This is a genomic window from Aeromonas sp. R2-3, assembly GCF_040908375.1.
Taxonomy (GTDB): Bacteria; Pseudomonadota; Gammaproteobacteria; order Enterobacterales; family Aeromonadaceae; genus Aeromonas; species Aeromonas veronii.
Map to the genome: position 1 here is coordinate 133,650 of NZ_JBFODP010000032.1, position 26,424 is coordinate 160,073.

Consider the following 26,424-nt stretch of genomic DNA (forward strand, 5'->3'; position numbering starts at 1 on the left):
CTGCAATAAAAGCGGATGGCCCGACGGGCCACGCCGGCAACAGGAGAGTGACATGATGCGTAATAGCAGAAGCGACATGATGAAACGCGGGATGGTGGTCGGGGCGCTGGCCCTGCTGCTCGGGGCCTGCAGCTCGGTCCCCAAAGAGCTGGCTTATGAGCCAGAAAACCAGCTGGTGGCCTATCAACCCGCCCTTGGTGGGATGGAGGGCAAACCGGCCCGCTGGAGCGGCGTTATCTCGGCGGTGCACAACAAGGCGGATCAGAGCGTCATTGAAGTGGTCTATTTGCCGCTCAAGTCCAACGGCGTGCCGGAGCAGACCGAGCAGAGCCCGGGCCGTTTTCTGGCCATCATGAAGGGCTTTGTCGACCCGACCCTCTATGCCAAGGGGCGCAGCCTGACTGTGCTTGGCACCATAGGCAAACCGGTTGATAGCCAGATTGGCGAGCACAAGTACCGCTTCTCTGTGCTCAATGTGACGGGCAGCAAGCTGTGGCCGCCAGTCAAAGAGGTGGAGGTACGCTATATGGACCCCTACTTCTATGACCCCTTCTATGATCCCTTCTGGCCGAGACGGCCGCTGCGTCGCTAAGGCTTGCCATGATCAAGAGCATCAAAAGCACTCTGCACGAACGTCTGCTCACCTTGGCAGATGGTCGGCAGGTGGCCCTGCTTGAGAATCAACTCGCGGATCAGGCTCAGCAGGGCAAACCCCTGCTGATTGCCCTGCACGGCTGGCTCGACAACAGTGCCAGCTTCTTGCCGCTGGCGCCGCATCTAGGTGATTTTCACCTCATCTGTATCGATCTGCCGGGGCACGGTCACTCCGATCACAAAACCACCCCTTATGTCTTTGTCGACTGGCTGGACGATCTCTACCAGATCGTGCAGGCGACAGGGTGGTCGCGTTTCACTCTGCTCGGTCACTCCCTCGGGGCGCTGATCGCCTCCGCCTATGCCGGGGTGTTCCCCGAACAGGTGGAGCGGTTGATCATGCTGGAGGGGCTGGGGCCGCTGAGCCAGCCCGATGAGGAGGTACCTGCCCAGCTGCGACGTGCAATTTTAAACCGCAGCCGCACCCGGGAGCGCAGTGCCAACGGCTTTGCTTCCATCGATGAGGCTGTCGCCGCCCGTTGCAAAGTGGCGGATATCACGCCGCAGGCGGCGCGTCTTATCTGTGAGCGGCAGCTTGAAGAGCGGGCAGGGCGCTGGCACTGGCGCAGCGACCCCCGTTTGCGGGATCTGTCGCCCCTGAGAATGAGCGAAGGACAAGCTCGGGCACTGATGGCAGTTATCCGCTGTCCGGTGCTGTTGATTCAGGGGGAGCAGGGCTTTGCTGCGCTTGAAGCCCAATGGCAGGCCCGTCAGGATGCCTTCCAGCAGATCGAGCGGGTCATATTGGGTGGAAACCACCATTTTCATATGGAAAATTCGGTTGATACGGCCGTTTGTATCGTAAAGTTTTGTCAAGTTCGGTAGAATCGCCAGCTTTCAATAATTCCAGGTTTGTTTTCTCCCTCACATTTTTCTGTTGTTAATTTGCTGTTAATTGATGTTGCGCTGTGTAAATATGTGCGGCATTAGAGCATCAGCTTAAAACAACCGATTAAAATGGATGTGAACCGGGACGGAGGCAACACAGTGAGCGCACAGGTGCTAGTTATGCAGGAGAAGTTTGTGGAAAAAGTCTGGCTGAAACGTTATCCGGAAGGGGTCCCCGCCGAGATCAATCCAGACCAATACAGCTCCCTGGTCGAGATGTTCGAATCCTCGGTGACCCAGTTTGCCGATCAGCCCGCCTTCGTCAACATGGGCCAAACCATCACCTACCGCCGGCTGGAAGAGCAGTCCCGCGCCTTTGCTGCCTACCTGCAAAACGAGCTGAAGCTGGAGAAAGGGGATCGGGTTGCGGTGATGATGCCTAACCTGCTGCAATACCCCATCGCCGTGTTCGGCATCCTGCGCGCCGGCATGATAGTGGTCAACGTTAACCCGCTCTATACCCCGCGCGAGCTGGAGCATCAGCTCAAAGATTCCGGTGCCAAAGCCATCGTCATCGTCTCCAACTTCGCCCATACCCTGGAAAAGGTGGTCTACGACACCCCGATCAAGCACGTTATCCTGACCCGGATGGGGGATAACCTGGGGCTGGCCAAGGGGACCCTGGTCAACTTCGTGGTCAAGTACGTCAAGAAGCTGGTGCCGAAATACAATCTTCCCCACGCCACCACCATGCGTCAGGCCCTCTCCAAGGGGCGTTTCCTGCAGTACATCAAGCCGGAGATCACCAACGACGATCTCGCCTTCCTGCAGTACACCGGTGGCACCACCGGCCTCTCCAAAGGGGCCATGCTGACCCATCGCAACATGATTGCCAACGTCGAGCAATGCCTCGGCGTCTACGGCCCCATGCTGGAGCGCGGCAAGGAGTTCGTGGTCACCGCGCTGCCGCTCTATCACGTCTTCGCCCTGACCGTGAACTGCCTGCTCTTTATGCGTATCGGCGGTTACAACCTGCTGATCAGCAACCCGCGCGACATCCCAAGCTTTGTCAAAGAGATCAAGAAGTACCCCTTCACCTGCATTACCGGGGTCAACACCCTGTTCAATGCGCTGGTCAACAACGAGGAGTTTCAGGGGATCGCCTTTGACAAGCTCAAGCTGACCATCGGTGGCGGCATGGCGGTGCAGCGCGCGGTCGCGGAGAAGTGGAAGACACTGACCGGCACCCCGCTGCTGGAAGGCTATGGTCTGACCGAGTGCTCACCACTGGTGAGCGTCTGTCCCTACGATCTGACCGATTACAACGGCTCTATCGGTTTGCCGGTCTGCTCTACCGAGATCCGTCTGGTAGATGACAACGGTCAGGTGATCCACGCCCTCGGCACCCCGGGCGAAATGCAGGTGCGCGGCCCGCAGGTGATGGTTGGCTACTGGCAGCGCCCCGAGGCGACCGCCGAAGTGATGCAGGATGGCTGGCTCTGTACCGGTGATATCGCGGTGTGCGACGAGCAGGGCTTCTTCAAGATCGTTGACCGCAAGAAGGACATGATCCTGGTCTCAGGTTTCAACGTCTATCCGAACGAGATCGAAGATGTCGTCGCCCTGCACCCGAAAGTGCTGGAAGTGGCTGCCGTTGGCGTGCCGCACAAGGTCTCCGGCGAGCTGGTGAAGATCTTTGTGGTCAAGAAAGATGCAAAATTGCAGGAGGACGAGATTATTGCCCACTGCCGCAAACATCTGACTGCCTATAAGGTGCCGAAACTGGTAGAATTTCGTGACGAACTTCCCAAGACCAATGTGGGCAAGATCCTGCGCCGCGTACTGCGCGACGAGGAGATTGCCAAGCAATAACCGGACTGCGGCTGCAGAATCTTCTGCAAACCAGCACCGTCGTTATGCAAAACCGTGGGTCATCCCACGGTTTTTTCTTTTTGGCCCTGATCAACCGCGCAGGCACAGATGCACTATCAACTTATCACTCAGCAAGACGAACTTGAGCAGTATCTCGCTTCTCTGGCCGACGTTCCCCTGGCTATCGATACTGAATTCGTTCGCACCCGTACCTACTACCCCCAGCTTGGCCTGTTCCAAATCTATGACGGCGAGCATCTGGCGCTGCTGGATCCGCTGACGCTGGATCTCTCCGCCCTCTGGCAGCGACTGGGCAGGGAAGGGCAGATCGCCATCCTGCACGCCTCTGGCGAAGATCTGGAGCTTATCCAGCATCAGGCGGGCCACCTGCCCAACCAGATGCACGACACCCAGCTTGCTACCGCCTTTCTCGGTTACGGCGTCTCGGTCGGCTTTGGTGCGCTGGTGAACGAATTCCTCGGGGTCGAGCTGGAAAAAGATCAGGCGCGCACCGACTGGCTGGCACGCCCGCTTACACCGCGTCAGCTCGAATACGCGGCGGCGGATGTCTTCTACCTGATGCCGCTCTACGAGAAAGTGATGGCCAAACTGCGTGAAAGCGGCAAGTTTGCCTGGTTCGAGCAGGAGTGTCAGAACCACTCCGCCCGCAAGACCCAGGGTAGCGATCCCCGTCAGGCATATCTTGACATCGTCAACGCCTGGCAACTGGGTCGCCGCGAGCTCGCCATTCTGCGCGAGCTGGCCGCCTGGCGCCAGCAAGAGGCGGTGCGCCGCGATCTGGCCCTCAACTTTGTGGTCAAAGAGCTGCACCTGTTCAAGGTGGCGGAGCGTCGTCCTGCCTCTCTGCGGGATCTCAACGAGCTCGGCCTCTCGCCCATCGAGATCAAGATCCACGGCAAGCGGATGCTCGATATTGTCGCCAAGGCGCAGCAGAGCGATCCTGACAGCTGGCCCGAGCCCATTCGCCGGCTGGTGGACTTCCCCCAGTACAAGGCCGAGCTCAAGCGCATCAAAGCCATGGTGGAAGAGAAGGCCAAGGCGAGCAATATTCCGCCCGAGCTGATTGCCAGCAAGAAGATCATTCACCAGTACTTCACCTGGAGCTGGCGGATGAACGACGAAGAGCGGGCTCGCAGCGACAAACCGATGCTGCTGCAAGGGTGGCGTCATGAGCTGGTCGGTCACCTGCTGGCACAATAAGCCACCAAACGGTTGCACCTATAAATCAATCCTCACCCTCGAGTGGGGATTTTTATTGGGTGAAAGAGACAAATGGGCATGCTGAAATGTGGAACGCAGGTGGGACGTGGCTGGTCGGATGGCAGGAATCGAGAATGAAAAAGAGAGCAGAGAAGGAAAGGCAGCGGCTAACACCGCTGCCTTTTTTGATCACCAGATAGGCTGGGTCAGATAGGGGTTGCTCACCTTCTCGCGACCGAAGGTGGAGCTGGGGCCGTGGCCCGGGATAAAGACGATTTCGTCACCCAGCGGCAGCAGGGTCTCGGTGATCGACTTGATCAGCGTACCGTGATCGCCACGGGGGAAGTCGGTGCGGCCGATGCTGCCGGCAAAGAGCACGTCGCCAACCCAGGCGAGTTTTTCGGCCTGGTTCAGCAGCACGATATGGCCCGGGGTGTGGCCGGGGCAGAAGTAAACATCCAGCTCGCACTGGCCAAGCAGCACCTTGTCACCCTGCTCAAGCCAGCGATCCGGCGTGAAGGCGGGGGTATGGGCGAAGCCGAACATCTGGCTCTGCTGGGGTAGCATGTCGAGCCAGAAGGCGTCTTCCTTATGAGGGCCGGTGATGGCGACGCCGGTTTTTTCCCGCAGCTCGGCGGCGGCACCGACGTGATCCAGATGACCGTGGGTCAGCAGGATATGAGTCAGGGTCAGGCCGCGCTTGGCGATGGCAGCCAGCAGTTTGTCCGCTTCGCCGCCCGGATCGATCAGGGCGGCCTGATGGGTCTCGTCACACCAGATGAGGGAGCAGTTCTGGGCGAACTGGGTGACCGGGATCACCTCGAATTTCAACATAGAGTTCCTCTCTTGGGATGGGTCAGCCGCGCAGCGCGCTGGCATGCTGCTCGGCGAAATAGTCGAGGCAGGCCTGTTTGTCACCGCGGAATACGATGCGCTCCTGCTTGTTGCCAAGTTGGTAGAGATACATGGGGTCGTAGTAGCGGGTCAGCAGCAACGTGATCCAGGCCAGATGCAGCGTGGTATCGCCGCTCTTTTCCTGCTCGGTGAGGGCGGTCTGCATCAGGGCATCCAGCTCACGGTGGGCCAGATCGCCAAGACGGCGCTTGAGGCGGGCCAGCGCATCGGTGAGGTAGGCGGCAAACAGCGGCCATCCCTCTTCTTGGCCATACATGGCTTGATAGCGCAGCCAGAGATCGTGCACGTAATCTTCGCGGATCTGCTCGGCGCGATCGATCTGCGGTACATCTACCACCACCAGCGGTGCCTGACTCATGGCCTCATGGAGGGAGAGGGGCAGGCAGCAGCGGCCGATCAGGCGACTCTCATCTTCGACCACGAAGGCATGCTCGCCCTGATGGCGGCGCTTGAGCAGTTCGATGGCCATGTTGTTTTCAAAGTTGATGTTGCTGGGCTGACCGCCGGGCAGCTGACCAAACGACGAGCCCCTGTGATGGGCGTGTCCTTCCAGATCGAGCGCCTGGGCCACATGGTCCAGCATATGGGTCTTGCCGGAGCCGGTCATGCCGGTCAGCACAGTCCAGCGGCACTCGGCAGAGGCCTTGTCCTGGGTGTCGATCAGGAAGCGGCGCAGCTCCTTGTAGCCACCGGCGACGCGGGGGCGAGTCACCCCGGCATCTGCCAGCCACTGTTGTACGGTTTGCGAGCGCAGGCCGCCGCGAAAGCAGTAGAGCATGGCATCGGGCTGCTGGCGCAACTGCGCCAGCCAGCCTTCGAGTCGTTCGGCACGTACTGCGCCCCCCACCAGCTTGTGTCCAAGCTCAATGGCGGCGGCCTGACCCTGCTTCTTGAAGCAGGTCCCCACCTGGGCGCGCTCATCGTCTGTCATCAAGGGCAGATTGGTCGAGCAGGGGAAGGCCCCCTCCTTGAACTCGATGGGGGCGCGCACATCAATCAACGGCACATCGCCTAAAAAAATCTGGGCGTAGTCCGTGGCCAGTGGCAATTCACTCATTGGACAATCTCGATAAAGCGGGAGCCCTCAAGAGGCTTGATCTGACCGATGGGCGAGAGTTCTAGCCCAGCGTCTTGCGCGATGGCGAGCAGCTCGGCTTCGCTCTCTTTACCCACGGCAACCAGCAGGCCGCCGCTGGTTTGTGGATCGCACATGATGTTGCGGGTGCGATCGTCCATGGCATCCAGCTTGTGGCCGTAGGAGTCGTGGTTGCGCAGGGTACCGCCCGGGACGCAGCCCTCGGCGAGGTAGTAATCCACCTCATCCAGCAGCGGCAGCGCCTTGAAGTCGAGGCGGGCGCTGACATTGGATCCTTCGCACATCTCCAGCAGATGGCCAGCCAGACCAAAACCGGTGACGTCGGTCATGGCGTGGACACCCGGCAGCTCGGCAAAGCGTTGACCGATCTTGTTGAGGGTGCACATGGCGTTGGGGGCCAGCTGCTCGTGTTCGGGCTTGAGCTTGCCCTTCTTCTGGGCGGTGGTGAGGATACCGATACCAAGGGGCTTGGTCAGATAGAGGGTGTCACCCACCTTGGCGGTGTCGTTCTGCTTGATGGCATTCAGAGGCACGATACCGGTGACCGCGAGGCCGAAGATGGGCTCTGGGGCATCGATACTGTGACCACCGGCTAGCGAAATGCCCGCTTCGTGGCACACCTGACGGCCGCCGTCGATCACCTGCTGGGCCACTTCCGGCGCCAGGGTATTGATGGGCCAGCCGAGGATGGCGATGGCAACGATAGGCTTGCCGCCCATGGCGTAGATATCGCTGATGGCGTTGGTGGCGGCGATGCGGCCAAAGGTGAAGGGGTCATCGACGATGGGCATGAAGAAGTCGGTGGTGGAGACAATGCCCTGACCGTTGCCGATATCGACCACGGCCGCGTCATCCTTGCTGCTGTTGCCAACGATCAGGGTCGGGTCGTTGAAGCCCGGGATCTGGCTCTTGAGAATGGTGTCGAGTACCTTGGGAGAAATTTTGCAGCCGCAGCCAGCGCCGTGGCTGTATTGGGTCAGACGAATGGAAGACATACTTACCCCTTTTATTTGCAAACAGAGCAGAGGCTCTGTGGAGCCGTCTTGGTCAATGGGCGGCCTTGTAGTGAGGAAGACAAGAAGCCGCAAATATGGGTGGCCTCGGTGCCAACAGGGGCAGCGATGACTGGCAGTTATGAAAGACCGCCAGGCCGGACGGGGAAGAAATGGGCGACAAGGTACGCCAGCGCAGCCCCGCCAAGGGCCACAGGACGGGGCATTATGCCACATTTGCCCCTTGGGGTTCGAACAGGAATTCACATAAACAGCAGGGAATTGCCCGCACTTGCCTGTCATCGGTCTGGATCCGGCGCTGGCTGATTGATTGCAGTACAGATGCAGCAAAAAGAACGCCAAAGAGACCAAAAGCACGCAACCGCCGATCTACAACAGGAGAGCTTAGTGTCCACCACATTTTTGGTTAACCACCCCATCACCACGGCGCAGTTTGGGGCGTTGTTGGCGCAGACCTCGCTGGGGGCGAGACGGCCGCTGGACCATCCGGACACCCTGCAGGGCATGCTGGATAACGCCAATTTGCTGATCACCGCTTGGCAGGGCGAGACCCTGGTCGGGGTGGCTCGCTCGGTGACCGATTTTCATTTTTGTTGCTACCTCTCGGATCTGGCGGTAGCTGAGTCAGTGCAGGGGCAGGGGATTGGCAAAGCCCTTATTCGCGAGACGTTTTTACAATTGCAGCCCGGCTGCAAGCTGATCCTGCTGGCCGCGCCGCAGGCGGTGGCGTACTACCCCAAGCTCGGATTTAGCCAGCACCCGAGCGCCTGGGTGATGAGCAGTCTGGATGAACTGGTACTGGATGAGTTGGCATAAAGCCGTCAACTCATCCAGACAGGGCGAGATTAGCTTATCCGGCTTGCTCCAGCGCCGGTTGCCGTGACTTGCCCCAGCGGCGCAGGCGCCGTTGCAGTGGCCGCTCCAGCAGGTTGTAGCTCAACGCCGAGAGTCCGATCAGCACCACCAGCATCAGCAAGGTTGCCACTACCCCCAGCAGCGGGTTGGTCTGGCCATACCACCATTCGGTGCTCCCCGGCGCCAGATAGTGGATGAGCTCGCAGCCAGTGAGCAGCACCAGCGTATGGAGCAGGTAGATGGAGTAGGAGAGATCTCCCAGCCAGTTGGTGAAGCGGTTATCCAAAAGGCGCAGCAGCGGACTCCGGCGCTCCCCCTGAGCGGTGGCAATCCAGATCAGCAGCACGTAGGAGGCGATCAGCAGCAGTGTCAGCTGCGGCGTCATGGTGAACTGCATCAGCGCGAAGGGCAGCACAAAGGCTACCAGCAGCGGCAGATCATGCTTCATCATGGGCAAGCCTTGCGCGGCCTTGACCCTTGGCAGCAGCCAGAGGCCGAGCACAAATTCACTCACCCCGCGCCCCACCGCCAGCGCGCCGCTGGTGACATCCAGGGTGCCGCGACTGTGTACGATAAAGGCCAGCACCGTCAGCGCCAGCAGGGGGGCGAGATGGCTCCAGCGACTGCGGGTCACCGCCAGCGGGATAAGCAGCGGGAACAATAGGTAGCTGATCCACTCTACGCTGAGCGACCAGGCGGCGAAGTTCCAGGTCAGCCCGTGATCGGTCACCACCTGCAGCAGCAGGAAGGCGCTTGGCAGCGCCTCGGCCGGGGTGAATGGTGAACCGAAGGGCGGCATCCCTTCCCACTCCCACATCTTGAACAGGGGGCCAGCATAGAAGCCCACCCCGTGCTGTGCCTTGTAAAGCTCCCAGCCAACCAGCAATAGCAGGGTCACCATATAGAGGGGGTATACGCGGGTCAGCCGCAGCCAGAGAAAGCGGCCATAACCGATAGTGCGGGGCGTGCGGGTGAAAGCCTCGCCATAGACATGGGCCAGCACCACGCCGCTCAAAATAAAGAACAGGTCGACCCAGAGGTAGCCGTTCTCGATGAGTTGGGTGTGGCCTGCGATCGACTCCATCCACTGAGGAAAGAGCAGCAAGCGGGCATGAAACAGCACCACCATCAGGGCAGCGATGCCCCGCAGCGGCGTTAACAGCGGCAATGATTGATTCATAACGGGATCCCTTGTGATGTTCAGCTTGGCCTGACATCTATTTTGTTGTTGTGCCGCCCATCAATCCTGACGGGACGGTTGCCCTGGCTCGGCTGCCGCAGGCGGGATCACACTACGGAAAAGAGAGTCATACGGATGTGATTTAAATCATAAATGTGCAGTTATTGTGCAAAAAAATGTAAACAGAGAAGAAGTGGGGCGCTGGCAGCAAAAGAGGAGGAGAAGGAACGCGAATAAAGCAGAGAGGGTGGTCATCGGGGCGAGCGTCAGGTTCAGGCCTATACGGCGCGAGCAAAACAATCAGGCCCACAAGGGGCCTGATTGATCACAAGGGGAGGGTGGTTGCCGATCAGCGGGCGCGTACCACCAGACCCTTGAGGTAGAAGCCTTCCGGATAGGCGGTACCGATAGGGTGATCAGAGGCCTGGGAGAGCAGCTCCAGGATCTGGGCATCGCGACCGGCATCGAGCGCCGCATCGGCAACGATCTTCTGGAACAGGCTCTGCTCCATCAGGCCGGAGCAGGAGTAGGTCAAGAGCACGCCACCCGGTGCCAGCAGCTGGAACGCCAGCATGTTGATGTCCTTGTAGCCGCGGCAGGCACCCAACAGCTGCGCCTTGCTCTCGGCGAACTTGGGCGGATCCAGCACGATGACGTCGAACTTCTCGCCCTTCTCGCGATATTCACGCAGCAGCTTGAACACGTCATGACGGACAAACTGGGTGTTGCTGGTATCCAGCCCGTTCAGCTCGGCATTCTGGCGGGCGATATCCAGCGCATTCTGGGAGAGATCGACGTTGACCACCTCTTTGGCGCCGCCCTTGAGGGCATAGACGCCAAACCCACCGGTGTAGCAGAAGCAGTTGAGCACCCGCTTGCCTTCGGTGTACTTGGCAGCAGCCTGACGGTTATCCCGCTGATCCAGATAGAAACCGGTTTTGTGGCCGTTGCGAATATCCACCAGGATCTTGACGCCGCCATTCTCCTCGATGACCACCGGTTCGTTCGGGGTCTCGCCATAGATGACGCCGGTGCGCTCTTTCAGCCCTTCCTTCTTGCGCACTGCCACGTCGGAGCGCTCATAGATGCTGCACTCGGGGTAGAGGGTACGCAGCGCTTGCGTTATCAGCTCACGCTGGAACTCGGCACCGGCAGAGAGGATCTGGCACACCAGAAAATCGGCATAACGGTCGATGGTCAGACCCGGCAGGCCATCGGATTCGGCGGCGCAGAGGCGATAGCCGGTGAGGCCCTGACGCTTGATCAGCGGATCGCGAGACTCCTGCGCATATTTGAGACGACGGATAAAGAAGTCGAGATCGACGGTCTCATCCTTGTCGAAGGTCCAGACCCGGGCACGGATCTGGGAGCTGCCTGACCAGGCGCCACGGGCGAGCCACTTGCCATCGTTGGCATAGATCTCGACGGTATCGCCGTCAATGGGGTTGCCCTGAACCCGCTCAATCCCCTTGGAGAAGATCCAGGGGTGGCGACGCAGCAGGGATTTTTCGCGGCCTTTGACGAGATAGATGGAAGCGCTCATGAATGTTTGCCGATGGTAGAAAGAAAAGGGGCCACATTCTATGTGCAATAGTGCGGCTAAGCCAGCCTTTGCTGGTATATGGCAGAGTGACGAATTGTACAACTGGACAACGCCCGAGTGTTGCATATGCAAGATTTGCAGAATCTCAATGTTGGCGTTTCACGCTGTTTATCTTATATGCCACAGTTGGTTGTGCTTTTTTTTGTTCAGCACTGGTCGCTATGTGTGCGCAATGTAGTCAATAAAGCGTTTTAACCTTACTTTATAGTGATTTTCGCTAAAGAGTCATTTGATGATGTCGATAGTGGGGGAGACCATTTTGAATCTTTCCTGTATCGAGCTGTCCATGTCCCTCTCCATCGCTACCAATATTTCTGCCCTCAATGCTTCTCGCCATCTTGGTCAATCATCCAACATGCTTGATTCGGTATATCGACGACTCTCATCCGGCTTGCGCATCAACAGTGCCGCTGATGATGCTGCAGGCTTGCAGATCAGTAATCGCCTCACCAGTGAAGTGAACGGGACCAACACCGCTATTCGCAACGCCAATGATGGGATCTCGGTGATCAACGTCGCCGATGGGGCGCTTGATGAGTCGGTGAACCTGATGCAGCGGATGCGCACCCTGGCACTGCAGTCGGGAAGCGGTGCCAATACGGCAGAGGATCGCGTAGCCCTGAATGCGGAGTTCAAGCAACTGCAGTTGGAGATGGACCGGATTGCCACAGGCACCCGGTTTGCCGGACAGGACCTGCTGGCGGGGAGTTACGAAGGTATCTTCTTGGTCGGTGCCTATGCAGGACAGAATACCGTCATTACCGATCTCAATGCCCAGACCAAAAATCTGGGGGAGATGGAGTGGCAAGCGCGCAGTCCGGCAGGAAGCAAGCCAGGGGCGTATGACATTGCTGATCTCAAGCTTTCATCTCAGCCTATCACCCTTAATGGCGTCACTTTTGACAAGGACTATTCAACCCTGGAAGCGTTCGTGGCAGATATTAATGGCACCACCTTTCCCAATAATCAGGGGCCGGTACAAGCGCAACAACTGCCATTTTCTGTCGCCTCCGCGGTCGATTTATCCGCATTACCCTCCTATATCGATGTGGCGGGTCACTCTGTGGATTTGACCACAGGCATTGATATGACCGGATGGGATCCGGTCAATCCGACAGCAAAAAATAGTGCCATCATGGCAACCGTGGTTCAACGCATCAACAGTACTGCGCAATCGGCAGGTCTAGGTTTTTATGTGAGTGCCTCCAACAACAGCAATCCCGCCAGCAATGCGCTGACCATGCATAGCGCTCAGGGCAACAGCCTTGCGCTGGCCAATGGCACAACCCCCCCTCCGCAGCCAGCACCACCGGCGCCTCCGGTGATCAGTAGTTCCTCTCTGAGCTCTCTGTTACCCGATGTTACATCGACGACGTATATCGGTCAGATGGCGCTGCGCTCATCAGGCGACAAGTATTCCAATATTGATATGCAGGGATCCAGCTTGCATGCGCTTGGCTTTTATCAAGAGGACAAGAAGAAATATACCGTTGATAATATTGATGTTCTTAGTGAAGACAACGCCAGCAGGGCCATCAAAACCCTGGATGTGGGTATGAAACAGCTGGGTGTTCAGCGCGCTCGACTCGGTGCCCAAGCCAACGCGCTGGATTCACGGGTACGCAATCTGGCCAATGCCAATGAGAACCTCAGCGCTGCCCGCTCAAGGATCCGGGATGCCGACATGGCTGTGGAATCGGCGCGCTTGGTCAGCACCCAAATCTTGCAGCAGGCGAGTGCTTCGATTTTGAGTCAGGCAAACAGTCGCCCCAATGCGGCCCTGAGTTTGCTGCAATCCTGAGCGGGACTGCCAGCCGGCATAGCAATTGGTCGCTATCATTCATGGTCACTATCCATAAAGACAAAGAGGCCACCCAATGGGTGGCCTCTTTTCTTATTGCTTCTTGTTGCCGGATGCTATTCGGCAGCGTCAGAGAGTGATCCCCTTGAGTGCCTGGGTCAGCTCGCTGGCGGTGGCTTTAAGCCCCTGCGTACCGGCTACCGAGGCGCTGGCGGACTCTTCCACCTGCGCCGCTTCATGGCGCACCTGATCGAGATTGTGGGTGATCTCGGCGGCGACCGAGCTCTGCTCCTCGCTGGAGGTGGCGATCTGGGTGCTCATCTCCAGCACCGCATCGCTATGGTTGCTCAGCTTCTCGATATCGAGCCCCACCTCGCTGATGAGCTGCTGGCTGCTGGCGGCGCGCCCTACAGTCTTTTCCATGATCTCGTTTAGCGCCCCGGTACCGGTCTGCAGCTCTTCGATCATCTGCTGGATCTCCACCGTCGCCTGCTGGGTACGGCTGGCGAGAGTACGCACTTCATCCGCCACCACTGCAAAGCCGCGACCCTGCTCACCGGCACGGGCCGCCTCGATGGCGGCGTTGAGGGCCAGCAGGTTGGTCTGCTGGGAGATGGCGTTGATGACGTTGACCACCTCGTTGATCCGGTTGGCGTTGTGGGTGAGCCGCTCGACCGCGCCGGAGGCGTTGCCAATCTCGTCGGCCAGAGTACGGATCGCTTCGATGGTGCGGGCTACCCGGTTGGCGCCATTGGCCGCCTCTTCGCTCGACTGGCGGGTCTGCTGCAGGGTGTCGTTGGCATTGCGCGCCACTTCGCGGATCGCTGCCGACATCTGCTCCATGGCGGTGGCCAGTGAATCCATGTGCTGGCGCTGGGAACGCGCCATGGTCTCGCCTTCGCGGGCATGGTCACGAAACTCGTCGGCGGCCATGGTCAGCGCTTCGGCAGACTCCTCCACCAGTTTGACGATCTGGTGCTGGCGGTCGGTAAAGTGGTCGATGCTGCCCGCCAGGGTGGAGAACTCGTCCCGCACCGGGAAGAAGTTGAGTCGGAAGGTGAGATCGCCGTCCGCCACGGTTTGCAGCGCCTTGTTGGTGGAGTAAAGCGCACCGGAGACAAAGGTCATCATGTAGTGGATCACCAGCGCCATCAGGGCGGCCAGCGCGCCGATCAGGAGTAGGGTCGAGCCCTGACCCTCCCACATGGAGAGGTTGCCGGTATCGAGATCACCGGTGACGTAGCCCGCCTGACCCGCTGGCGCGGTAAAGAGGTAATGCTCCCCTTGCTGTTGCAACCCGCTGCTGCCTTGCCCGGTCAGACGCAGATCAGCAGGCAACACCAGAGTGGGCTGCTGGCTGACCAGCTGCGCCGTGGTCTCGACCCGTTGCTGCAACTGCGCTACCCGCAGGGAGATCTCCTGCTGATGGCTGGCCGCCAGCATATACCAGCTGAGGAAGGCGATGATGAAGAGAGGTAACCAGAACGCGATATGGAATTTTTCACTGATGGTGAGGTGAATGAGATAGCGGTCAACCCACCGGAATTTAACTTCTTTCATAATGGAGCTGCATCCTGCAGAGATAGAGTGTCGGGCACATTATCGTCTCGGGAATTTTTTTCTTAAGCGGAAGGTGTGAGAAATGGGAGAGCAATCGTTTGTCATCCGGGTGTGGGGGCAGGTGCAGGGGGTGGGATTTCGCTATTTCACCCGCGAGCGGGCGCTGCAACTGGGTTTGCGGGGCCATGCCTACAACCTGGAGGATGGCTCGGTGGAGATCCTGATCAGCGGCCCCGCGCAGGGTGTGCAGATGATGCTGGGCTGGCTGGAACATGGCCCGCGCACCGCCCGGGTGACCCGGATGGAGTATGAAGAGGCACTGCCGCCCACCGGTCAGGGCTTTCACACCAACTGAAGGGGCGGAGACGAGATGGACGCTGACAAGGAAGGTCTGTTGCTGACTCAGGCAACAAGCTGGGTCGCCCGTTATCAGGAGGCGGCGCGGGCGGTGCGCGAAGAGGCCAGTGAACCGGCCGTGCATGGCTACCGTATCGCAGCGCGCCGCTTGCTGGCGCTGCTCGCCCTGTGGCGGCCACTCACCTATCATCCCGAGCTGGAGCGGCGTCTGCTGCGCTCGGTCGGGCGGCTCTCGGCGCTGCGGGATGCGCAGGTCTACGCCGAGCGTTTTGGCAAGCCGCCTGCCAGCACGGGCAATACCCACAAATCGGCCTGTCGCGTGCCCCTGTTGTCGCGGCGACTGGCCCGCTGGCTTGCGGCGGTGGCGCAGGTGCAGGATGCGTGGGCATTGGCGTTCCTCTATCAGCAGCATCTGGCCCTGCGCCTTGATGAGGCACAGAGCGCTCTCGATGAACCTATTCCCTGCGTTGGGAAATCTGCCAGCTCCCGTCAGCAACAGTTGCGCCGCTGGCATCGGCTGCGCCTCGAGATCAAGCAGGCCCGTTATGGCGTGGAACTGTTGCTGGATCTGGGGAGTGGAGATCCGGGCTGGTTGAGCACTCTGACTCACTGGCAGGAGCGACTCGGCCAGTTGCAGGATTGGCGTCAATGGCGGCGGAGGTTGCGAGCAGAGCAGGGGAACACCCGCAAGCAGACGAAACTGCGGCAGCAGTTGAAGGGGAAGATCACCGCCCGTTTGTGTCAACTGGACTGCCAGCAGGCGGAGCTGGTGGCGCTCAAACTGGCGATGCGGGCAGGCTCACAACACGGATAAGATGCCAGGTCGGGTGGTCAGGTATGCAGGACCAAACGTATCGCCCGCCAAGCCCAGTGGTGGATAACCCCTAGGCTGCAATCTGCCGCAGCCATTCGCGACCAGCATCTACAAATACAATCCAAGCCAAAGATGTGAGACAAAAAAAGAGAGGCCGTTTGGCCTCTCTATCTAGCTGTGGTCGCAGTCAGCGATACGCTTACTTGACGCGCATGCCTGGCTGGGCGCCGTCTTGCGGCTCCAGGATCCAGAGATCCTTGCCGCCCGGGCCTGCGGCCAGCACCATGCCTTCGGACATGCCAAAGCGCATCTTGCGCGGCGCCAGGTTGGCCACCATTACGGTCAGCTTGCCTTCCAGATCTTCCGGGTTGTAGGCGGATTTGATACCGGCAAACACCTGACGGGTCTCGCCACCGATATCCAGTTGCAGCTTGAGCAGCTTCTCGGCTTCCGGTACCGCTTCGGCCTTCTTGATCAGCGCGACGCGCAGGTCAATCTTGGCAAAGTCGTCATAGCTGATGGTTTCGCTGATGGGATCGTCTGCCAGCGGGCCGGTCACTTTCGGTGCCTGCTCTTTGGCCAGATCTTCCTTGGAGGCTTCTACCATGGCTTCTACCTTGGCGGGCTCGATGCGGGAGAAGAGCGCCTTGAACGGGGTCAGCTGATGGTTGGTCAATGGCTGGGCCACGCCATCCCAGGAGAGGGTTTCACCCAGGAAGGCTTCGGCGCGCTCGGCGAGCAGCGGCATGACCGGCTTGAGGTAAGCCATCAGCACACGGAACAGGTTGATACCGACGGAGCAGACTTCCTGCAACTGGGCGTCAGCCCCTTCCTGTTTGGCAATCACCCAGGGGGCCTTGTCATCCACGTAGCGGTTGGCCTTGTCGGCCAGCGCCATGATTTCACGGATGGCGCGGCTGAATTCGCGTGACTCATAGGCTTCGGCGATGGTGGTGCGGGCGTTGGCGAATTCGGCGTAGAGCTCCGGCTCGGCGCAGGTGGCCGCCAGCTTGCCGTCGAAACGCTTGGCGATAAAGCCTGCGTTGCGCGACGCCAGGTTGACCAGCTTGTTGACCACGTCGGCGTTGACGCGAGCGACGAAGTCATCGAGGTTCAGGTCCAGATCGTCGATGCGGCTGTTGAGCTTGGCGGCGTAGTAGTAACGCAGGCACTCCGGATCCAGGTGGTTCAGGTAAGTGGATGCCTTGATGAAGGTGCCCTTGGATTTGGACATCTTGGCGCCGTTGACGGTCACATAGCCGTGTACGTTGACCTTGGTCGGCTTGCGGAAACCCGCCCCTTCCAGCATGGATGGCCAGAACAGGCAGTGGAAGTAGGCGATATCTTTACCGATGAAGTGGTAGAGCTCGGCGCTGGAGTCTTTGCTCCAGTAGCTGTCAAAGTCGATGTCGCCGCGCTTGTTGCACAGGTTCTTGAAAGAGGCCATGTAGCCGATGGGGGCATCAAGCCAGACGTAGAAGAACTTGCCCGGCGCGCCGGGGATTTCGAAACCGAAATAGGGAGCGTCACGGGTGATGTCCCACTGCTGCAGGCCGCTCTCGAACCACTCCTGCATCTTGTTGGCCATCTCTTCCTGAATGGCGCCGGAGCCGCGCACCCACTCTGAGAGCCATTTTTCAAATTGCGGCAGGTCGAAGAAGAAGTGCTCGGAATCCTTCATCACCGGTGTGGCACCGGAGACGGCGGATTTCGGATCGATCAGCTCGGTCGGGCTGTAGGTGGCGCCGCAGCTGTCGCAGTTGTCACCGTACTGTTCCGGGGATTTGCACTTGGGGCAGGTGCCTTTGACGAAACGGTCCGGCAGGAACATCGATTTTTCCGGATCGAACAGTTGGGTAATGGTGCGGCCCTTGATAAAGCCACCCTCTTTCAGACGACCGTAGATCAGTTCCGCCAGCTCGCGGTTTTCGTCGCTGTGGGTGGAGTGATAGTTGTCAAAGCTGATGTTGAAACCGGCGAAATCGGTCTGGTGCTCCTTGGAGACGGCCGCAATCATCTCTTCCGGGGTGATCCCCATCTGTTGCGCTTTGAGCATGATCGGGGTGCCGTGGGCATCATCGGCACAGATGAAGTGCACCTGATGACCGCGCATTCGCTGATAACGAACCCAGATATCGGCCTGGATGTGTTCCAGCATGTGGCCAAGATGGATGGAGCCATTGGCATAGGGGAGGGCGCAGGTTACCAGCATTTTACGAGGATCAGTTGCCATATTACGTTCTTGATGTGCTTGTTGGGATGATAGAGTGCCGTGCATGTTACCCGAATTGGGGGTAGCCTGCCTAGGGTTGTGGCTGTGCCAACCTTGGCAGAACCTGCCGTGACGATGGCAGGCAAGCCACTGATTTGTGTGCGGTAACCGTTCACCTCAAGATAAAGACAAGATAATGAGGAGTTAATGGTGATTGATTCAGTAAAACAGATCCTCGCCGAATTTAAGCCAGCAGGCTGGCACAAGGATCTGGTGGATGCCGGATTCGTTCGCGAGATCATCAATCAGGGGCAGGGGCTTACTATCCGGCTGGTATTGCCGTTTGCCGGTCTCTCGCTGCTCGATCAGCTCAAAGAGAACTACGATGCCAGGCTGCGCAGCGCCACCGGCGCCGCCCGTATCGACTGGGCACTGGAGATTGACGTCGCCAGCATGCCGCGGGCGCAGGGCCTCAATGCCGTGCAGGGCATTCGCAACATCATCGTGGTTGCTTCCGGCAAGGGGGGGGTAGGCAAGTCCACCACCGCGGTCAACCTGGCGCTGGCCCTGCAAAAAGAGGGCGCGCGGGTCGCTATTCTCGATGCCGATATCTATGGCCCTTCCATTCCCACCATGATGGGCACCCTCAAGGAGCGCCCGGTCAGCCATGACGGCAAGCTGATGGAGCCGGTGATGGCCTGCGGCCTCAAGAGCAACAGTATCGGCTATCTGGTCTCCGAGCAGGATGCCACCATCTGGCGTGGCCCGATGGCGAGCAAGGCGCTGGCGCAGATCCTTCATGAGACCCGCTGGGGCGAGGTAGATTATCTGGTGGTAGACATGCCGCCGGGCACTGGCGATATCCAGCTCACCATGGCCCAGCAGGTGCCGACTTCGGCGGCGGTGATCGTCACCACCCCGCAAGATGTGGCGTTGGCCGATGCCCGCAAGGGGATCGCCATGTTCAACAAGGTCGATGTGCCGGTGCTCGGCATCATCGAGAACATGAGCTACCACGTCTGCAGCGCCTGCGGTCACCATGAGCCACTGTTCGGTACCGGTGGCGGCCAGAAGATGGCTGAGCAGTATCAAGTGGCGCTGCTTGGTCAATTACCGCTGCACATCGATATCCGCCAACACATGGATGATGGTTGCCCGACGGTGTTCGGCGCACCGGAAGGGAGCCTGGCTCAGGCCTATTTGAAGCTGGCGCGTAGGGTAGGGGCTGAACTCTTTTTCAGCGCAAAACCGATTGCGACCCCCCTCTATGCCATGGCGCTGGATGAATAATCGGCGGTCGGTCACTTGAAAGGGAATTGAGGGTGGGCATGACCCACCCTTTTTTATATAATGGATCGGTTTAAACCATCCCCACTGCTCTTCTCTTTTAGGTATTTGTCATGTCTGATACTCAACATTCGTGTGTGATCATCGGTATTGCGGGCGCATCTGCGTCTGGCAAAAGTCTTATAGCCCAGACCATTTATGAAGAGCTGGTGGCCGAACTGGGCGCAGGTCAGATTGGTGTGATCACCGAAGATTGCTACTACCGTGATCAGACCCACCTGACCATGGAAGAGCGGGTCAAGACCAACTATGACCACCCTAACGCGCTGGATCACGACCTGCTGGTACAGCACCTGAGCCAGCTGGTCAAAGGTGACGCGGTTGCCATTCCCCAGTACTCCTACACCGAACACACCCGGATGAACGAAGTGACCCCGTTTGCGCCGCGCCGGGTGATCATTCTGGAAGGTATCCTGCTGCTGACCGACAGCCGTCTGCGGGATCTGATGGATGCCTCCATCTTTATGGATACCCCGCTCGACATCTGCCTGCTGCGCCGTCTGGTGCGTGATGTGCAGGAGCGGGGCCGTACCATGGACTCCGTGCTCAAGCAGTATCAGAAGACGGTGCGTCCGATGTTCCTGCAGTTTATCGAGCCGTCCAAACAGTATGCCGATGTGATCGTGCCTCGTGGTGGCAAGAACCGCATCGCCATCGACATGCTCAAGGCGCGTATCCGCCACATGTTGATCGGTTAAGATGAAACAAGCCGGGTGATGCCCGGCTTTTTTAAAAGCACAATTTGTCAGGAGAGTCGCCCAATGCGTCTGTGTGATACCGATATTGAACGCCATCTGGATGAAGGCAAGATCGTCATTGAGCCACGGCCCGGGGTAGAGCGGATCAGTGGTGTCAGTGTCGATGTGCTGCTGGGTAACGAGTTTCGGGTGTTTCGCGATCATACCGCACCCTATATCGACCTGAGCGGCCCGAGCAGCGAGATGGCCGATGCCATCGATCGGGTGATGAGTGACGAGATCCACATCCCCGATGGCGAAGCCTTCTACCTGCACCCGGGTCAGCTGGCGCTGGCGGTGACCTACGAATCCGTCACCCTGCCTGCCGATATCGTCGGCTGGCTGGATGGCCGCTCTTCATTGGCGCGCCTGGGTTTGATGGTGCACGTGACGGCGCACCGGATCGATCCGGGTTGGTCCGGTCGTATCGTGCTGGAGTTCTACAACGGCGGCAAATTGCCGCTGGCGCTGCGTCCGAAGATGAAGATCGGCGCCTTGAACTTCGAGATGCTCTCCGGCGTCGCGGCCCGCCCCTACAACAAGCGGGAAAATGCCAAGTACAAGAGCCAGCAGGGCGCCGTTGCCAGCCGCATCAATCAGGACTGATAACTGGCAACACAGCAACGATTCAAGGGAGCACAAGGTGCTCCCTTTTTGCATCTGGAATCAAACGGATATGGGGTTGATGGTGCTGGTCTGATGAGATTGGTGAGGCTGGGACGTTTTATCACCACTTCAGCCCGTTTTTCTGTCATAAAAACGTCATAAAAATGAAATTATTGGCTTAATTGTCAGCTATTTTTGCCCTTTCCCGCAATCATTGATGGCTTTAATTAATCGATGGCAAGCCGCATGAAGGCTGGCTCTAGGATATTTTTTTCCAAAAAGCTCTTTTTTTTTATGGCTGAAATATTTCAATGGTGGCTATGGTGTTGGCCGCCATCTGGCATAATCCGCCGCAACTCATAAACAGGCTTTTTTTTATGTTTGAAATGTTTAGTGGTTTGGGTTTGTGGTGGTCAATCGGTTTGGTATTGGCCGTTTTTTTTGTGCTTGCCTATGAATTTATCAACGGCTTTCACGATACCGCCAACGCGGTAGCAACGGTTATCTATACCAAGGCGATGCCAGCTCACCTGGCGGTCGTCGCATCGGGGATCTTCAACTTTTTTGGCGTGATGTTTGGTGGACTGGGTGTGGCCTATGCCATTGTCCATCTGCTGCCCATCGACCTGCTGCTTGGGATGGACTCCACCCAAGGGTTGATCATGGTCTTCTCCTTGCTGTTTTCCGCCATCGTGTGGAACCTGGGCACATGGTTCTTCGGGATCCCGGCCTCCAGTTCACATACCTTGATCGGTTCCATTCTGGGGGTAGGCGGCGCCTATGCCTGGATCACCCATAAACCGGTGACAGAAGGGATCAACGTGGGCAAAGCGATCGACATCATGCTTTCCCTCATCATCTCTCCCACCATCGGCTTCATCATCGCGGCGCTGCTGCTGCTGGCGATGAAACGCATCTGGACCAGCAACAAGATCCACAAAACGCCGGAAGAGCGTCAGCTGGTGGATGGCAAGAAGCACCCGCCATTCTGGGCGCGTCTGACCCTGGTGGCCTCGGCCATGGGCGTCAGCTTCGTTCACGGCTCCAACGATGGCCAGAAGGGGATCGGTCTGGTGATGCTGGTGCTGATCTGTATGGCGCCCGCCTATTTCGCGCTGGACATGAACAGCCGCTCTTATGACCTGGATCGGACCCAGGATGCCAACCAGCGCATCATGGAGATATACCAGCGTAACCAGTCCGCCCTCTCTGGCGTCATCAACTTCTCTGCACCGGCAACGGCTCAGGAAGAGCTGATGACCCACTGCTCCGCAGATGGCGTGCTGCAGGCGATGGCCACCCTGGATGCCCGTCTGGGTGCCGTGCGTACTTATGATCAGATGAGCCTGACCGACCGCCGCGAAGTGCGTCGTCTGCTGCTCTGTATCGATGACACTGCCCGCAAGGCTGCCAAGCTGCCGCTGCCCGCCAAGGAGCTGACCGATCTGGCCAAATGGCGCAAGGATCTGACCGCGACCGCTGAATACGCACCGACCTGGGTGATCGTCTCCATCGCACTGGCGCTGGGTTGCGGCACCATGGTGGGCTGGCGTCGTATCGTTCATACCGTGGGCGAGAAGATCGGCACGACCGGCATGACCTATAGCCAGGGTATCGCGGCCCAGATCACGGCTGCAACCTCCATCGGAGTCGCCAGTCTGACCGGTATGCCGGTGTCCACCACCCACATCCTCTCTTCTGCGGTGGCGGGGACCATGATTGCCAACAAATCCGGCCTGCAGAGCCAGACTATCAAGACCATCCTGATGGCCTGGGTGTTGACTTTGCCGCTGACCATGCTGCTCTCCGGCGGTCTGTTCATCGTCAGCCACCATCTGTTTGGTTGATCTGCCGCGCTCATAACGCGCATCACCATGACAATGCCGCCCGGTCGAAAGATCGGGCGGCATTTTTTGTGTAATTTTCAGTGGAGTTGTATCTCCACCTGATGTTTTTTGTTCTTGAGGTAAACAGATAAGAAGGCTCTTCTTCATTATTTGATTGACGACTCGTTATGGTTTTTCTGGATGAACTTTCGTCATCGAATATCTCTTTCTAATAGTGTGCTTCTCTTGTGATTAATGGATTAACCAATTAGCGTGTTTTGGCGAGGTGCAGATGCACCATCTGATAAAGCGCCACTGAGGAGTAGATGATGAAGCTGATGATCCCGCCCATGGTGGATTTTGCGACCGGCAGCTTGTCCGGTGCCGAACTGGTGGAGAAGTGTACAAGGTTGGCTGATCTGTATGGCTTGTTTGCCGATCCTGCTTCTGAAGCAGGGGTTGACCCGCAAACTGTGCTCTATCGTGTGGCGATGTTGCCCAGCAGTGGCGTGGAGGGGGATCTCAACATGGGTGTTACCCATCTTGAGGCCGGCATGATAGGGAACGAGTTTTTTATGACCCGCGGTCATATCCATGCTCGCGCCGAGCAGGCGGAGTACTACTTCGGGTTGTGCGGAAGGGGACTATTGCTGTTGCAGGATATGGCCGGTGTTTGCCGGTTGGAGCAGGTCTTTGCCGGCAGCGTTCATCATATCCCTGGCCACGTTGCCCATCGACTTGTCAACACTGGCGAGACGCAGCTCTCGGCGTTGGCGGTCTGGCCTGCCATTGCCGGTCATGATTACCGGCTGATGGCAGAGCGGGGGTTTGGCCTGCGGGTGGTCGCAGGGAAGAAAGGGGAACCTTGTGTTGTGAGCAGCGAGGTGAGTGTCTCAATCACCTAACCATCAGCCTGCATGGGTCGTGAGCGACCCCGTTAGCGGCTGCCGCAAGATTGGCGTACCACCAGAGTTGGGGGCAGAATGATGCTCTTGGCCGGCTCGTCGTTGCCGGCAATCCGCTCGAGCAGCAGTTCACCCGCCTTGCGGCCAATCTCCCGCGCCGCCACCGAGATGGTGGTGAGCGCCGGTTCGACCAGCGCTGTCTCCGGCAGATCGTCAAAGCCCACCAGTGCAAAGTTCTGGCCGATGAGCCGCCCCTGCTTGCGCAGCGCCAGCATGGCACCGAGCGCCACCACGTCCTGATAGCAGACCGCCGCCGTCACCTCGGGGTGCTGTTCCAGTAGCGCCGTCATGGCGCGGGTGCCCTCTACCCGGCTGGCGCCGCAACCGATGATCCACTCCGGTTTGGGGGAGATGCCGTGTTCGAGCAGCTTGCTCATATAACCACCGAGGCGTTGGGATCGGCTGATGGAGGTGGGGGCGCCCCCGACAAAGGCGATATGACGGTGGCCGATTTTCAGCAGGTGCTCGGTCGCCAGCTGACAGCCCAGAAAGTTGTCGGTGCCGACAAAGTCGATCGCTACATCCGGCACCGGTCGCACCACCAGAATGGTGGGCATATGGCGACGTTGCAGGCTCTCGAAAAAGCTGTGGGGCGTAGGCTGGGCAGCGCAGATCACCATGCCGGCGGCGCTGTTGCGTTGCAGCGAATCCATAAATTGCTGCTGCCTTGCCGCCGACTCCTCGCTGTTGGCGAGAAACAGCATCAGGTCGTGGTGTTCCATCTCCCGGCTCAGGCCCGCTGTCATCTCTGCATAGAAGGGGTTGGTAATGTCGTGCAGCAACAGGCCAACCTGATTGCTGCTCTTGTTGCGCAGGTTGGCGGCAGTCTGGTTGTAGACATAGCCGAGCTCGTCGATGGCCTTGAGTACCCGCTGGCGAGTGTGGTCGGAAATGCGTCCCTTGTTGCGCAGGGTCATGGAGACGGTGGCGGTGGAAACGCCCAAGTGGCGGGCAATATCGGCAAAAGTCACATTGCTCATGGTGTGGGTCCAGTCATGATCGTGCCATCAAGATATATCGATTAACCTTGATTTCAGATGAGAGAAGGTCGCAAGTGAGCGGTTGATCACGAATTTCACCGCCCATGCCGATGATATATCCCAATGTTTGAGGTTAATCGTGTTTATCAGGTTGTGGTTAACGGGTTAATCGATTTATCTCTGTCGTAGGTGTCAACGAGAGAGCAAGCCAATGATTCATTCGAGTTACGTTTCCAACTACGACAAATATCCAGAAGTGACCGTTGTTGGATATGAGCGGTCCGCCTGTGCGGGATGGGATGAGATTGCCCATCAGTTGCAAGCCAAAGTGAACGGGCAAGACAAGGCGAAAGTGGTACTGGTGATCGACTGCTATCACGGTGTGGATCAGACCGAGCTACGCACCCAGCTGCTGACCAGATTCGGGCCTCACACGCTCATTGATGTGGAACAGGCGCGCCTGCCCGAACCCAAAGTGCTGGCGATGCTGGATCGTTTCATCACCGATGACAGGGTCTTTGGCGTGCTGGCACCCCACAAGATGGTGGAGTTTTTTGACCCGGTCGCCTTGGCGCGCCTGCAACAGCAGGTCGCAGAGATAGCCGAAGGTCTGGTGGTGGTGATGGGCTGCGGCGCCTCGTTGGTGGCGAAAGGGAATGTGCGAGTCTATGCCGATCTTGCCCGCTGGGAGATCCAGCAGCGTCTGCGCCGTAAAGAGATTGGCAACTGGGGCGCTGATAACACCGAAGAGGACATACTGCGCCGCTACAAGCGCGCCTTCTTCATCGAATGGCGGGTGTTTGACCGCCATAAATTGGCCCAGCTACCCACCATCGATTTCCTGCTCGACACCAACACCAGGGACAAGCCGACCATGGTAACGGGGGCGGCACTGCAACAAGGGTTGCATCAGGCGGCGCGCCAGCCGTTCCGGGTTGTTCCCTTCTTCGATCCTGGGGTCTGGGGCGGGCAGTGGATGAAGCAGGTGTGTGATCTGGACCCAGCCCAACCCAACTACGCCTGGTGCTTTGATTGTGTGCCCGAGGAGAACAGCCTCTACTTGCGCTTTGGCGAGGTGCGGGTAGAGATCCCGTCGCAAAACCTGGTGCTGTGCCAGCCAAAAGCCCTGCTTGGGGAGCAGGTACACGCCCGCTTTGGCGCCGAGTTCCCGATCCGGTTCGATTTTCTCGATACGGTTGGGGGGCAGCCGCTCAGTTTGCAGGTGCATCCGCTGACCGAATACATCCAGCAGGAGTTCGGCATGCACTACACCCAGGACGAGAGCTACTACCTGCTCGATGCCAAGCCGGACTCCTGCGTCTACCTCGGCACCCGTAACGGTATCGACCCGCAGGAGATGCTGGCGGATCTGGCTGCCGCCCAGCGCGGTGAGAAGCCCTTCGACGACGAGCGCTTCATCAACCGCTTCCCGGCCCGCAAGCACGATCACTTCCTGATCCCGGCTGGAACCGTCCACTGCTCGGGAGAGGGCGCCATGGTACTTGAGATCAGCGCTACCCCCTACATTTTCACCTTCAAACTGTGGGACTGGGGCCGGGTCGGGCTCGACGGCATTCCGCGCCCCATCCATCTGGAGCATGGCAGCAAGGTGATCCAGTGGGATCGGGATACCGACTGGACCCGTGAACATCTGGTCAATCGCATCGAGCTCATCGCCGAAGGGGAAGGTTGGCGTGAAGAGCGCACCGGACTGCATGAGCGGGAATTTATCGAGACCCGTCGCCACTGGTTCAGTGTGCCGGTGGAGCACGACACCGGCGGCACGGTGCAGGTGCTCAATCTGATTGAGGGACGAGAGGCGACGGTGGAGAGTCCCGACAATGCGTTCACACCGTTTGTGGTGCACTACGCCGAGACTTTCATCGTACCGGCCTCGGTCGGGCGTTATCGCATCCGCCCGAGTGGCGAGAGTGAAGGGGCGACCATCGCCACCATCAAGGCCTATGTGAGGGGGTAACCAA

Annotated in this window: 22 protein-coding genes; 14 read left to right on the top strand and 8 right to left on the bottom strand. The window is 58.7% G+C overall.

The genetic code is table 11. The features are described 5' to 3' along the window. The first annotated feature begins 76 nt into the window (after positions 1-76). The 4 genes from AB5Z02_RS18140 (at position 77) to rnd (ending at position 4,575) form a co-directional block, all read left to right on the top strand. Positions 77-592, top strand: coding sequence for a Slp family lipoprotein (locus AB5Z02_RS18140; protein ID WP_041202708.1), 516 nt, complete (start codon positions 77-79; stop codon positions 590-592). A gap of 8 nt (positions 593-600) precedes the next feature. Continuing rightward, positions 601-1,479: an alpha/beta fold hydrolase gene (locus AB5Z02_RS18145; RefSeq protein ID WP_368216587.1), complete on the top strand. Its 879-nt coding sequence runs from the start codon at positions 601-603 to the stop codon at positions 1,477-1,479. A gap of 198 nt (positions 1,480-1,677) precedes the next feature. Further along, positions 1,678-3,354, top strand: coding sequence for a long-chain-fatty-acid--CoA ligase FadD (gene fadD / locus AB5Z02_RS18150; protein ID WP_322112886.1), 1,677 nt, complete (start codon positions 1,678-1,680; stop codon positions 3,352-3,354). A gap of 108 nt (positions 3,355-3,462) precedes the next feature. Then, positions 3,463-4,575 carry a ribonuclease D gene (rnd, locus tag AB5Z02_RS18155; protein WP_058059758.1) on the top strand — a complete coding sequence of 371 codons (1,113 nt, stop codon included), beginning with the start codon at positions 3,463-3,465 and terminating at the stop codon, positions 4,573-4,575. Positions 4,576-4,764: 189 nt separating this feature from the next. Here rnd and AB5Z02_RS18160 read toward each other — a convergent pair whose 3' ends face one another. The 3 genes from AB5Z02_RS18160 to selD are packed head-to-tail and all read right to left on the bottom strand — an operon-like array spanning position 4,765 to position 7,581. Beyond that, on the bottom strand, positions 4,765-5,409 hold the full coding sequence (locus AB5Z02_RS18160; RefSeq protein ID WP_236284471.1) for an MBL fold metallo-hydrolase: 645 nt from the start codon (positions 5,407-5,409) through the stop codon (positions 4,765-4,767). 22 nt (positions 5,410-5,431) lie between these two features. Beyond that, positions 5,432-6,547: a tRNA 2-selenouridine(34) synthase MnmH gene (gene mnmH / locus AB5Z02_RS18165; RefSeq protein WP_368216588.1), complete on the bottom strand. Its 1,116-nt coding sequence runs from the start codon at positions 6,545-6,547 to the stop codon at positions 5,432-5,434. Next, the gene (gene selD, locus AB5Z02_RS18170; RefSeq protein WP_368216589.1) at positions 6,544-7,581 is read right to left on the bottom strand and encodes a selenide, water dikinase SelD; all 1,038 of its coding nucleotides are present in this window, start codon (positions 7,579-7,581) and stop codon (positions 6,544-6,546) included. Before selD ends, mnmH begins: the two co-directional genes overlap by 4 nt. A 405-nt stretch (positions 7,582-7,986) precedes the next feature. On the opposite strand from selD, the gene AB5Z02_RS18175 reads away from it, so the two are divergent. Next, positions 7,987-8,415 carry a GNAT family N-acetyltransferase gene (locus tag AB5Z02_RS18175; RefSeq protein WP_368216590.1) on the top strand — a complete coding sequence of 143 codons (429 nt, stop codon included), beginning with the start codon at positions 7,987-7,989 and terminating at the stop codon, positions 8,413-8,415. A 34-nt stretch (positions 8,416-8,449) separates the two neighbouring features. Here the strand turns inward: AB5Z02_RS18175 and AB5Z02_RS18180 are convergent, their stop codons facing one another. Both AB5Z02_RS18180 and AB5Z02_RS18185 read right to left on the bottom strand, forming a co-directional pair. Next, positions 8,450-9,634 (bottom strand): acyltransferase family protein, encoded by a 1,185-nt coding sequence (locus AB5Z02_RS18180; protein WP_368216591.1) that lies wholly within the window; start codon positions 9,632-9,634, stop codon positions 8,450-8,452. A gap of 349 nt (positions 9,635-9,983) precedes the next feature. After that, positions 9,984-11,177 (bottom strand): class I SAM-dependent methyltransferase, encoded by a 1,194-nt coding sequence (locus AB5Z02_RS18185; RefSeq protein WP_005336736.1) that lies wholly within the window; start codon positions 11,175-11,177, stop codon positions 9,984-9,986. A 292-nt stretch (positions 11,178-11,469) separates the two neighbouring features. Between AB5Z02_RS18185 and AB5Z02_RS18190 the strand changes: the two genes are divergently transcribed. After that, a complete protein-coding gene (locus AB5Z02_RS18190; protein WP_368216592.1) occupies positions 11,470-13,038 on the top strand; it encodes a flagellin in 1,569 nt (522 codons plus the stop codon). 129 nt (positions 13,039-13,167) lie between these two features. On the opposite strand, the gene AB5Z02_RS18195 is transcribed toward AB5Z02_RS18190, so the two are convergent. Next, positions 13,168-14,598: a methyl-accepting chemotaxis protein gene (locus AB5Z02_RS18195; protein ID WP_368216593.1), complete on the bottom strand. Its 1,431-nt coding sequence runs from the start codon at positions 14,596-14,598 to the stop codon at positions 13,168-13,170. 82 nt (positions 14,599-14,680) lie between these two features. On the opposite strand from AB5Z02_RS18195, the gene AB5Z02_RS18200 reads away from it, so the two are divergent. After that, complete coding sequence (locus AB5Z02_RS18200) at positions 14,681-14,953, top strand: acylphosphatase (RefSeq protein ID WP_005345583.1); 273 nt, start codon at positions 14,681-14,683, stop codon at positions 14,951-14,953. A gap of 15 nt (positions 14,954-14,968) precedes the next feature. Continuing rightward, positions 14,969-15,769: a CHAD domain-containing protein gene (locus tag AB5Z02_RS18205; RefSeq protein WP_368216594.1), complete on the top strand. Its 801-nt coding sequence runs from the start codon at positions 14,969-14,971 to the stop codon at positions 15,767-15,769. Positions 15,770-15,968: 199 nt separating this feature from the next. Here AB5Z02_RS18205 and metG read toward each other — a convergent pair whose 3' ends face one another. Then, positions 15,969-18,002, bottom strand: a complete 2,034-nt coding sequence (metG, locus tag AB5Z02_RS18210) for a methionine--tRNA ligase (protein ID WP_368216595.1) — start codon at positions 18,000-18,002, stop codon at positions 15,969-15,971. Between the two features lie 186 nt (positions 18,003-18,188). Between metG and apbC the strand changes: the two genes are divergently transcribed. The 5 genes from apbC to AB5Z02_RS18235 all read left to right on the top strand — a co-directional run bounded on the left by apbC (position 18,189) and on the right by AB5Z02_RS18235 (position 23,402). After that, positions 18,189-19,271 carry an iron-sulfur cluster carrier protein ApbC gene (gene apbC / locus AB5Z02_RS18215; RefSeq protein WP_058057670.1) on the top strand — a complete coding sequence of 361 codons (1,083 nt, stop codon included), beginning with the start codon at positions 18,189-18,191 and terminating at the stop codon, positions 19,269-19,271. Positions 19,272-19,381: 110 nt separating this feature from the next. After that, positions 19,382-20,026, top strand: coding sequence for a uridine kinase (gene udk, locus AB5Z02_RS18220; RefSeq protein ID WP_005352133.1), 645 nt, complete (start codon positions 19,382-19,384; stop codon positions 20,024-20,026). 63 nt (positions 20,027-20,089) lie between these two features. Continuing rightward, positions 20,090-20,671 carry a dCTP deaminase gene (gene dcd, locus AB5Z02_RS18225; protein WP_005336719.1) on the top strand — a complete coding sequence of 194 codons (582 nt, stop codon included), beginning with the start codon at positions 20,090-20,092 and terminating at the stop codon, positions 20,669-20,671. A gap of 377 nt (positions 20,672-21,048) precedes the next feature. Further along, positions 21,049-22,518 (top strand): inorganic phosphate transporter, encoded by a 1,470-nt coding sequence (locus AB5Z02_RS18230; protein ID WP_019445142.1) that lies wholly within the window; start codon positions 21,049-21,051, stop codon positions 22,516-22,518. Positions 22,519-22,823: 305 nt separating this feature from the next. Beyond that, entirely contained in the window at positions 22,824-23,402 is a 579-nt protein-coding gene (locus tag AB5Z02_RS18235; protein WP_270820360.1) for a glucose-6-phosphate isomerase family protein, read from the top strand. 32 nt (positions 23,403-23,434) lie between these two features. On the opposite strand, the gene AB5Z02_RS18240 is transcribed toward AB5Z02_RS18235, so the two are convergent. Beyond that, positions 23,435-24,442 (bottom strand): LacI family DNA-binding transcriptional regulator, encoded by a 1,008-nt coding sequence (locus AB5Z02_RS18240; RefSeq protein WP_368216596.1) that lies wholly within the window; start codon positions 24,440-24,442, stop codon positions 23,435-23,437. Between the two features lie 211 nt (positions 24,443-24,653). Between AB5Z02_RS18240 and AB5Z02_RS18245 the strand changes: the two genes are divergently transcribed. Next, complete coding sequence (locus AB5Z02_RS18245; RefSeq protein ID WP_368216597.1) at positions 24,654-26,420, top strand: class I mannose-6-phosphate isomerase; 1,767 nt, start codon at positions 24,654-24,656, stop codon at positions 26,418-26,420. Positions 26,421-26,424 lie beyond the last annotated feature (4 nt).

Bases quoted from the DNA above. Each gene is read 5' to 3' on its own strand.
- AB5Z02_RS18230 (WP_019445142.1), top strand. From the start codon at position 21,049: ATGTTTGAAATGTTTAGTGGTTTGGGTTTGTGGTGGTCAATCGGTTTG.
- mnmH (WP_368216588.1), bottom strand. From the start codon at position 6,547: ATGAGTGAATTGCCACTGGCCACGGACTACGCCCAGATTTTTTTAGGC.
- AB5Z02_RS18180 (WP_368216591.1), bottom strand. From the start codon at position 9,634: ATGAATCAATCATTGCCGCTGTTAACGCCGCTGCGGGGCATCGCTGCC.
- AB5Z02_RS18235 (WP_270820360.1), top strand. From the start codon at position 22,824: ATGATGAAGCTGATGATCCCGCCCATGGTGGATTTTGCGACCGGCAGC.
- AB5Z02_RS18240 (WP_368216596.1), bottom strand. From the start codon at position 24,442: ATGAGCAATGTGACTTTTGCCGATATTGCCCGCCACTTGGGCGTTTCC.
- metG (WP_368216595.1), bottom strand. From the start codon at position 18,002: ATGGCAACTGATCCTCGTAAAATGCTGGTAACCTGCGCCCTCCCCTAT.
- AB5Z02_RS18140 (WP_041202708.1), top strand. From the start codon at position 77: ATGATGAAACGCGGGATGGTGGTCGGGGCGCTGGCCCTGCTGCTCGGG.
- apbC (WP_058057670.1), top strand. From the start codon at position 18,189: ATGGTGATTGATTCAGTAAAACAGATCCTCGCCGAATTTAAGCCAGCA.
- AB5Z02_RS18205 (WP_368216594.1), top strand. From the start codon at position 14,969: ATGGACGCTGACAAGGAAGGTCTGTTGCTGACTCAGGCAACAAGCTGG.
- udk (WP_005352133.1), top strand. From the start codon at position 19,382: ATGTCTGATACTCAACATTCGTGTGTGATCATCGGTATTGCGGGCGCA.
- rnd (WP_058059758.1), top strand. From the start codon at position 3,463: ATGCACTATCAACTTATCACTCAGCAAGACGAACTTGAGCAGTATCTC.
- dcd (WP_005336719.1), top strand. From the start codon at position 20,090: ATGCGTCTGTGTGATACCGATATTGAACGCCATCTGGATGAAGGCAAG.
- AB5Z02_RS18185 (WP_005336736.1), bottom strand. From the start codon at position 11,177: ATGAGCGCTTCCATCTATCTCGTCAAAGGCCGCGAAAAATCCCTGCTG.
- AB5Z02_RS18195 (WP_368216593.1), bottom strand. From the start codon at position 14,598: ATGAAAGAAGTTAAATTCCGGTGGGTTGACCGCTATCTCATTCACCTC.
- selD (WP_368216589.1), bottom strand. From the start codon at position 7,581: ATGTCTTCCATTCGTCTGACCCAATACAGCCACGGCGCTGGCTGCGGC.
- AB5Z02_RS18160 (WP_236284471.1), bottom strand. From the start codon at position 5,409: ATGTTGAAATTCGAGGTGATCCCGGTCACCCAGTTCGCCCAGAACTGC.
- AB5Z02_RS18200 (WP_005345583.1), top strand. From the start codon at position 14,681: ATGGGAGAGCAATCGTTTGTCATCCGGGTGTGGGGGCAGGTGCAGGGG.
- AB5Z02_RS18245 (WP_368216597.1), top strand. From the start codon at position 24,654: ATGATTCATTCGAGTTACGTTTCCAACTACGACAAATATCCAGAAGTG.
- AB5Z02_RS18190 (WP_368216592.1), top strand. From the start codon at position 11,470: ATGATGTCGATAGTGGGGGAGACCATTTTGAATCTTTCCTGTATCGAG.
- AB5Z02_RS18145 (WP_368216587.1), top strand. From the start codon at position 601: ATGATCAAGAGCATCAAAAGCACTCTGCACGAACGTCTGCTCACCTTG.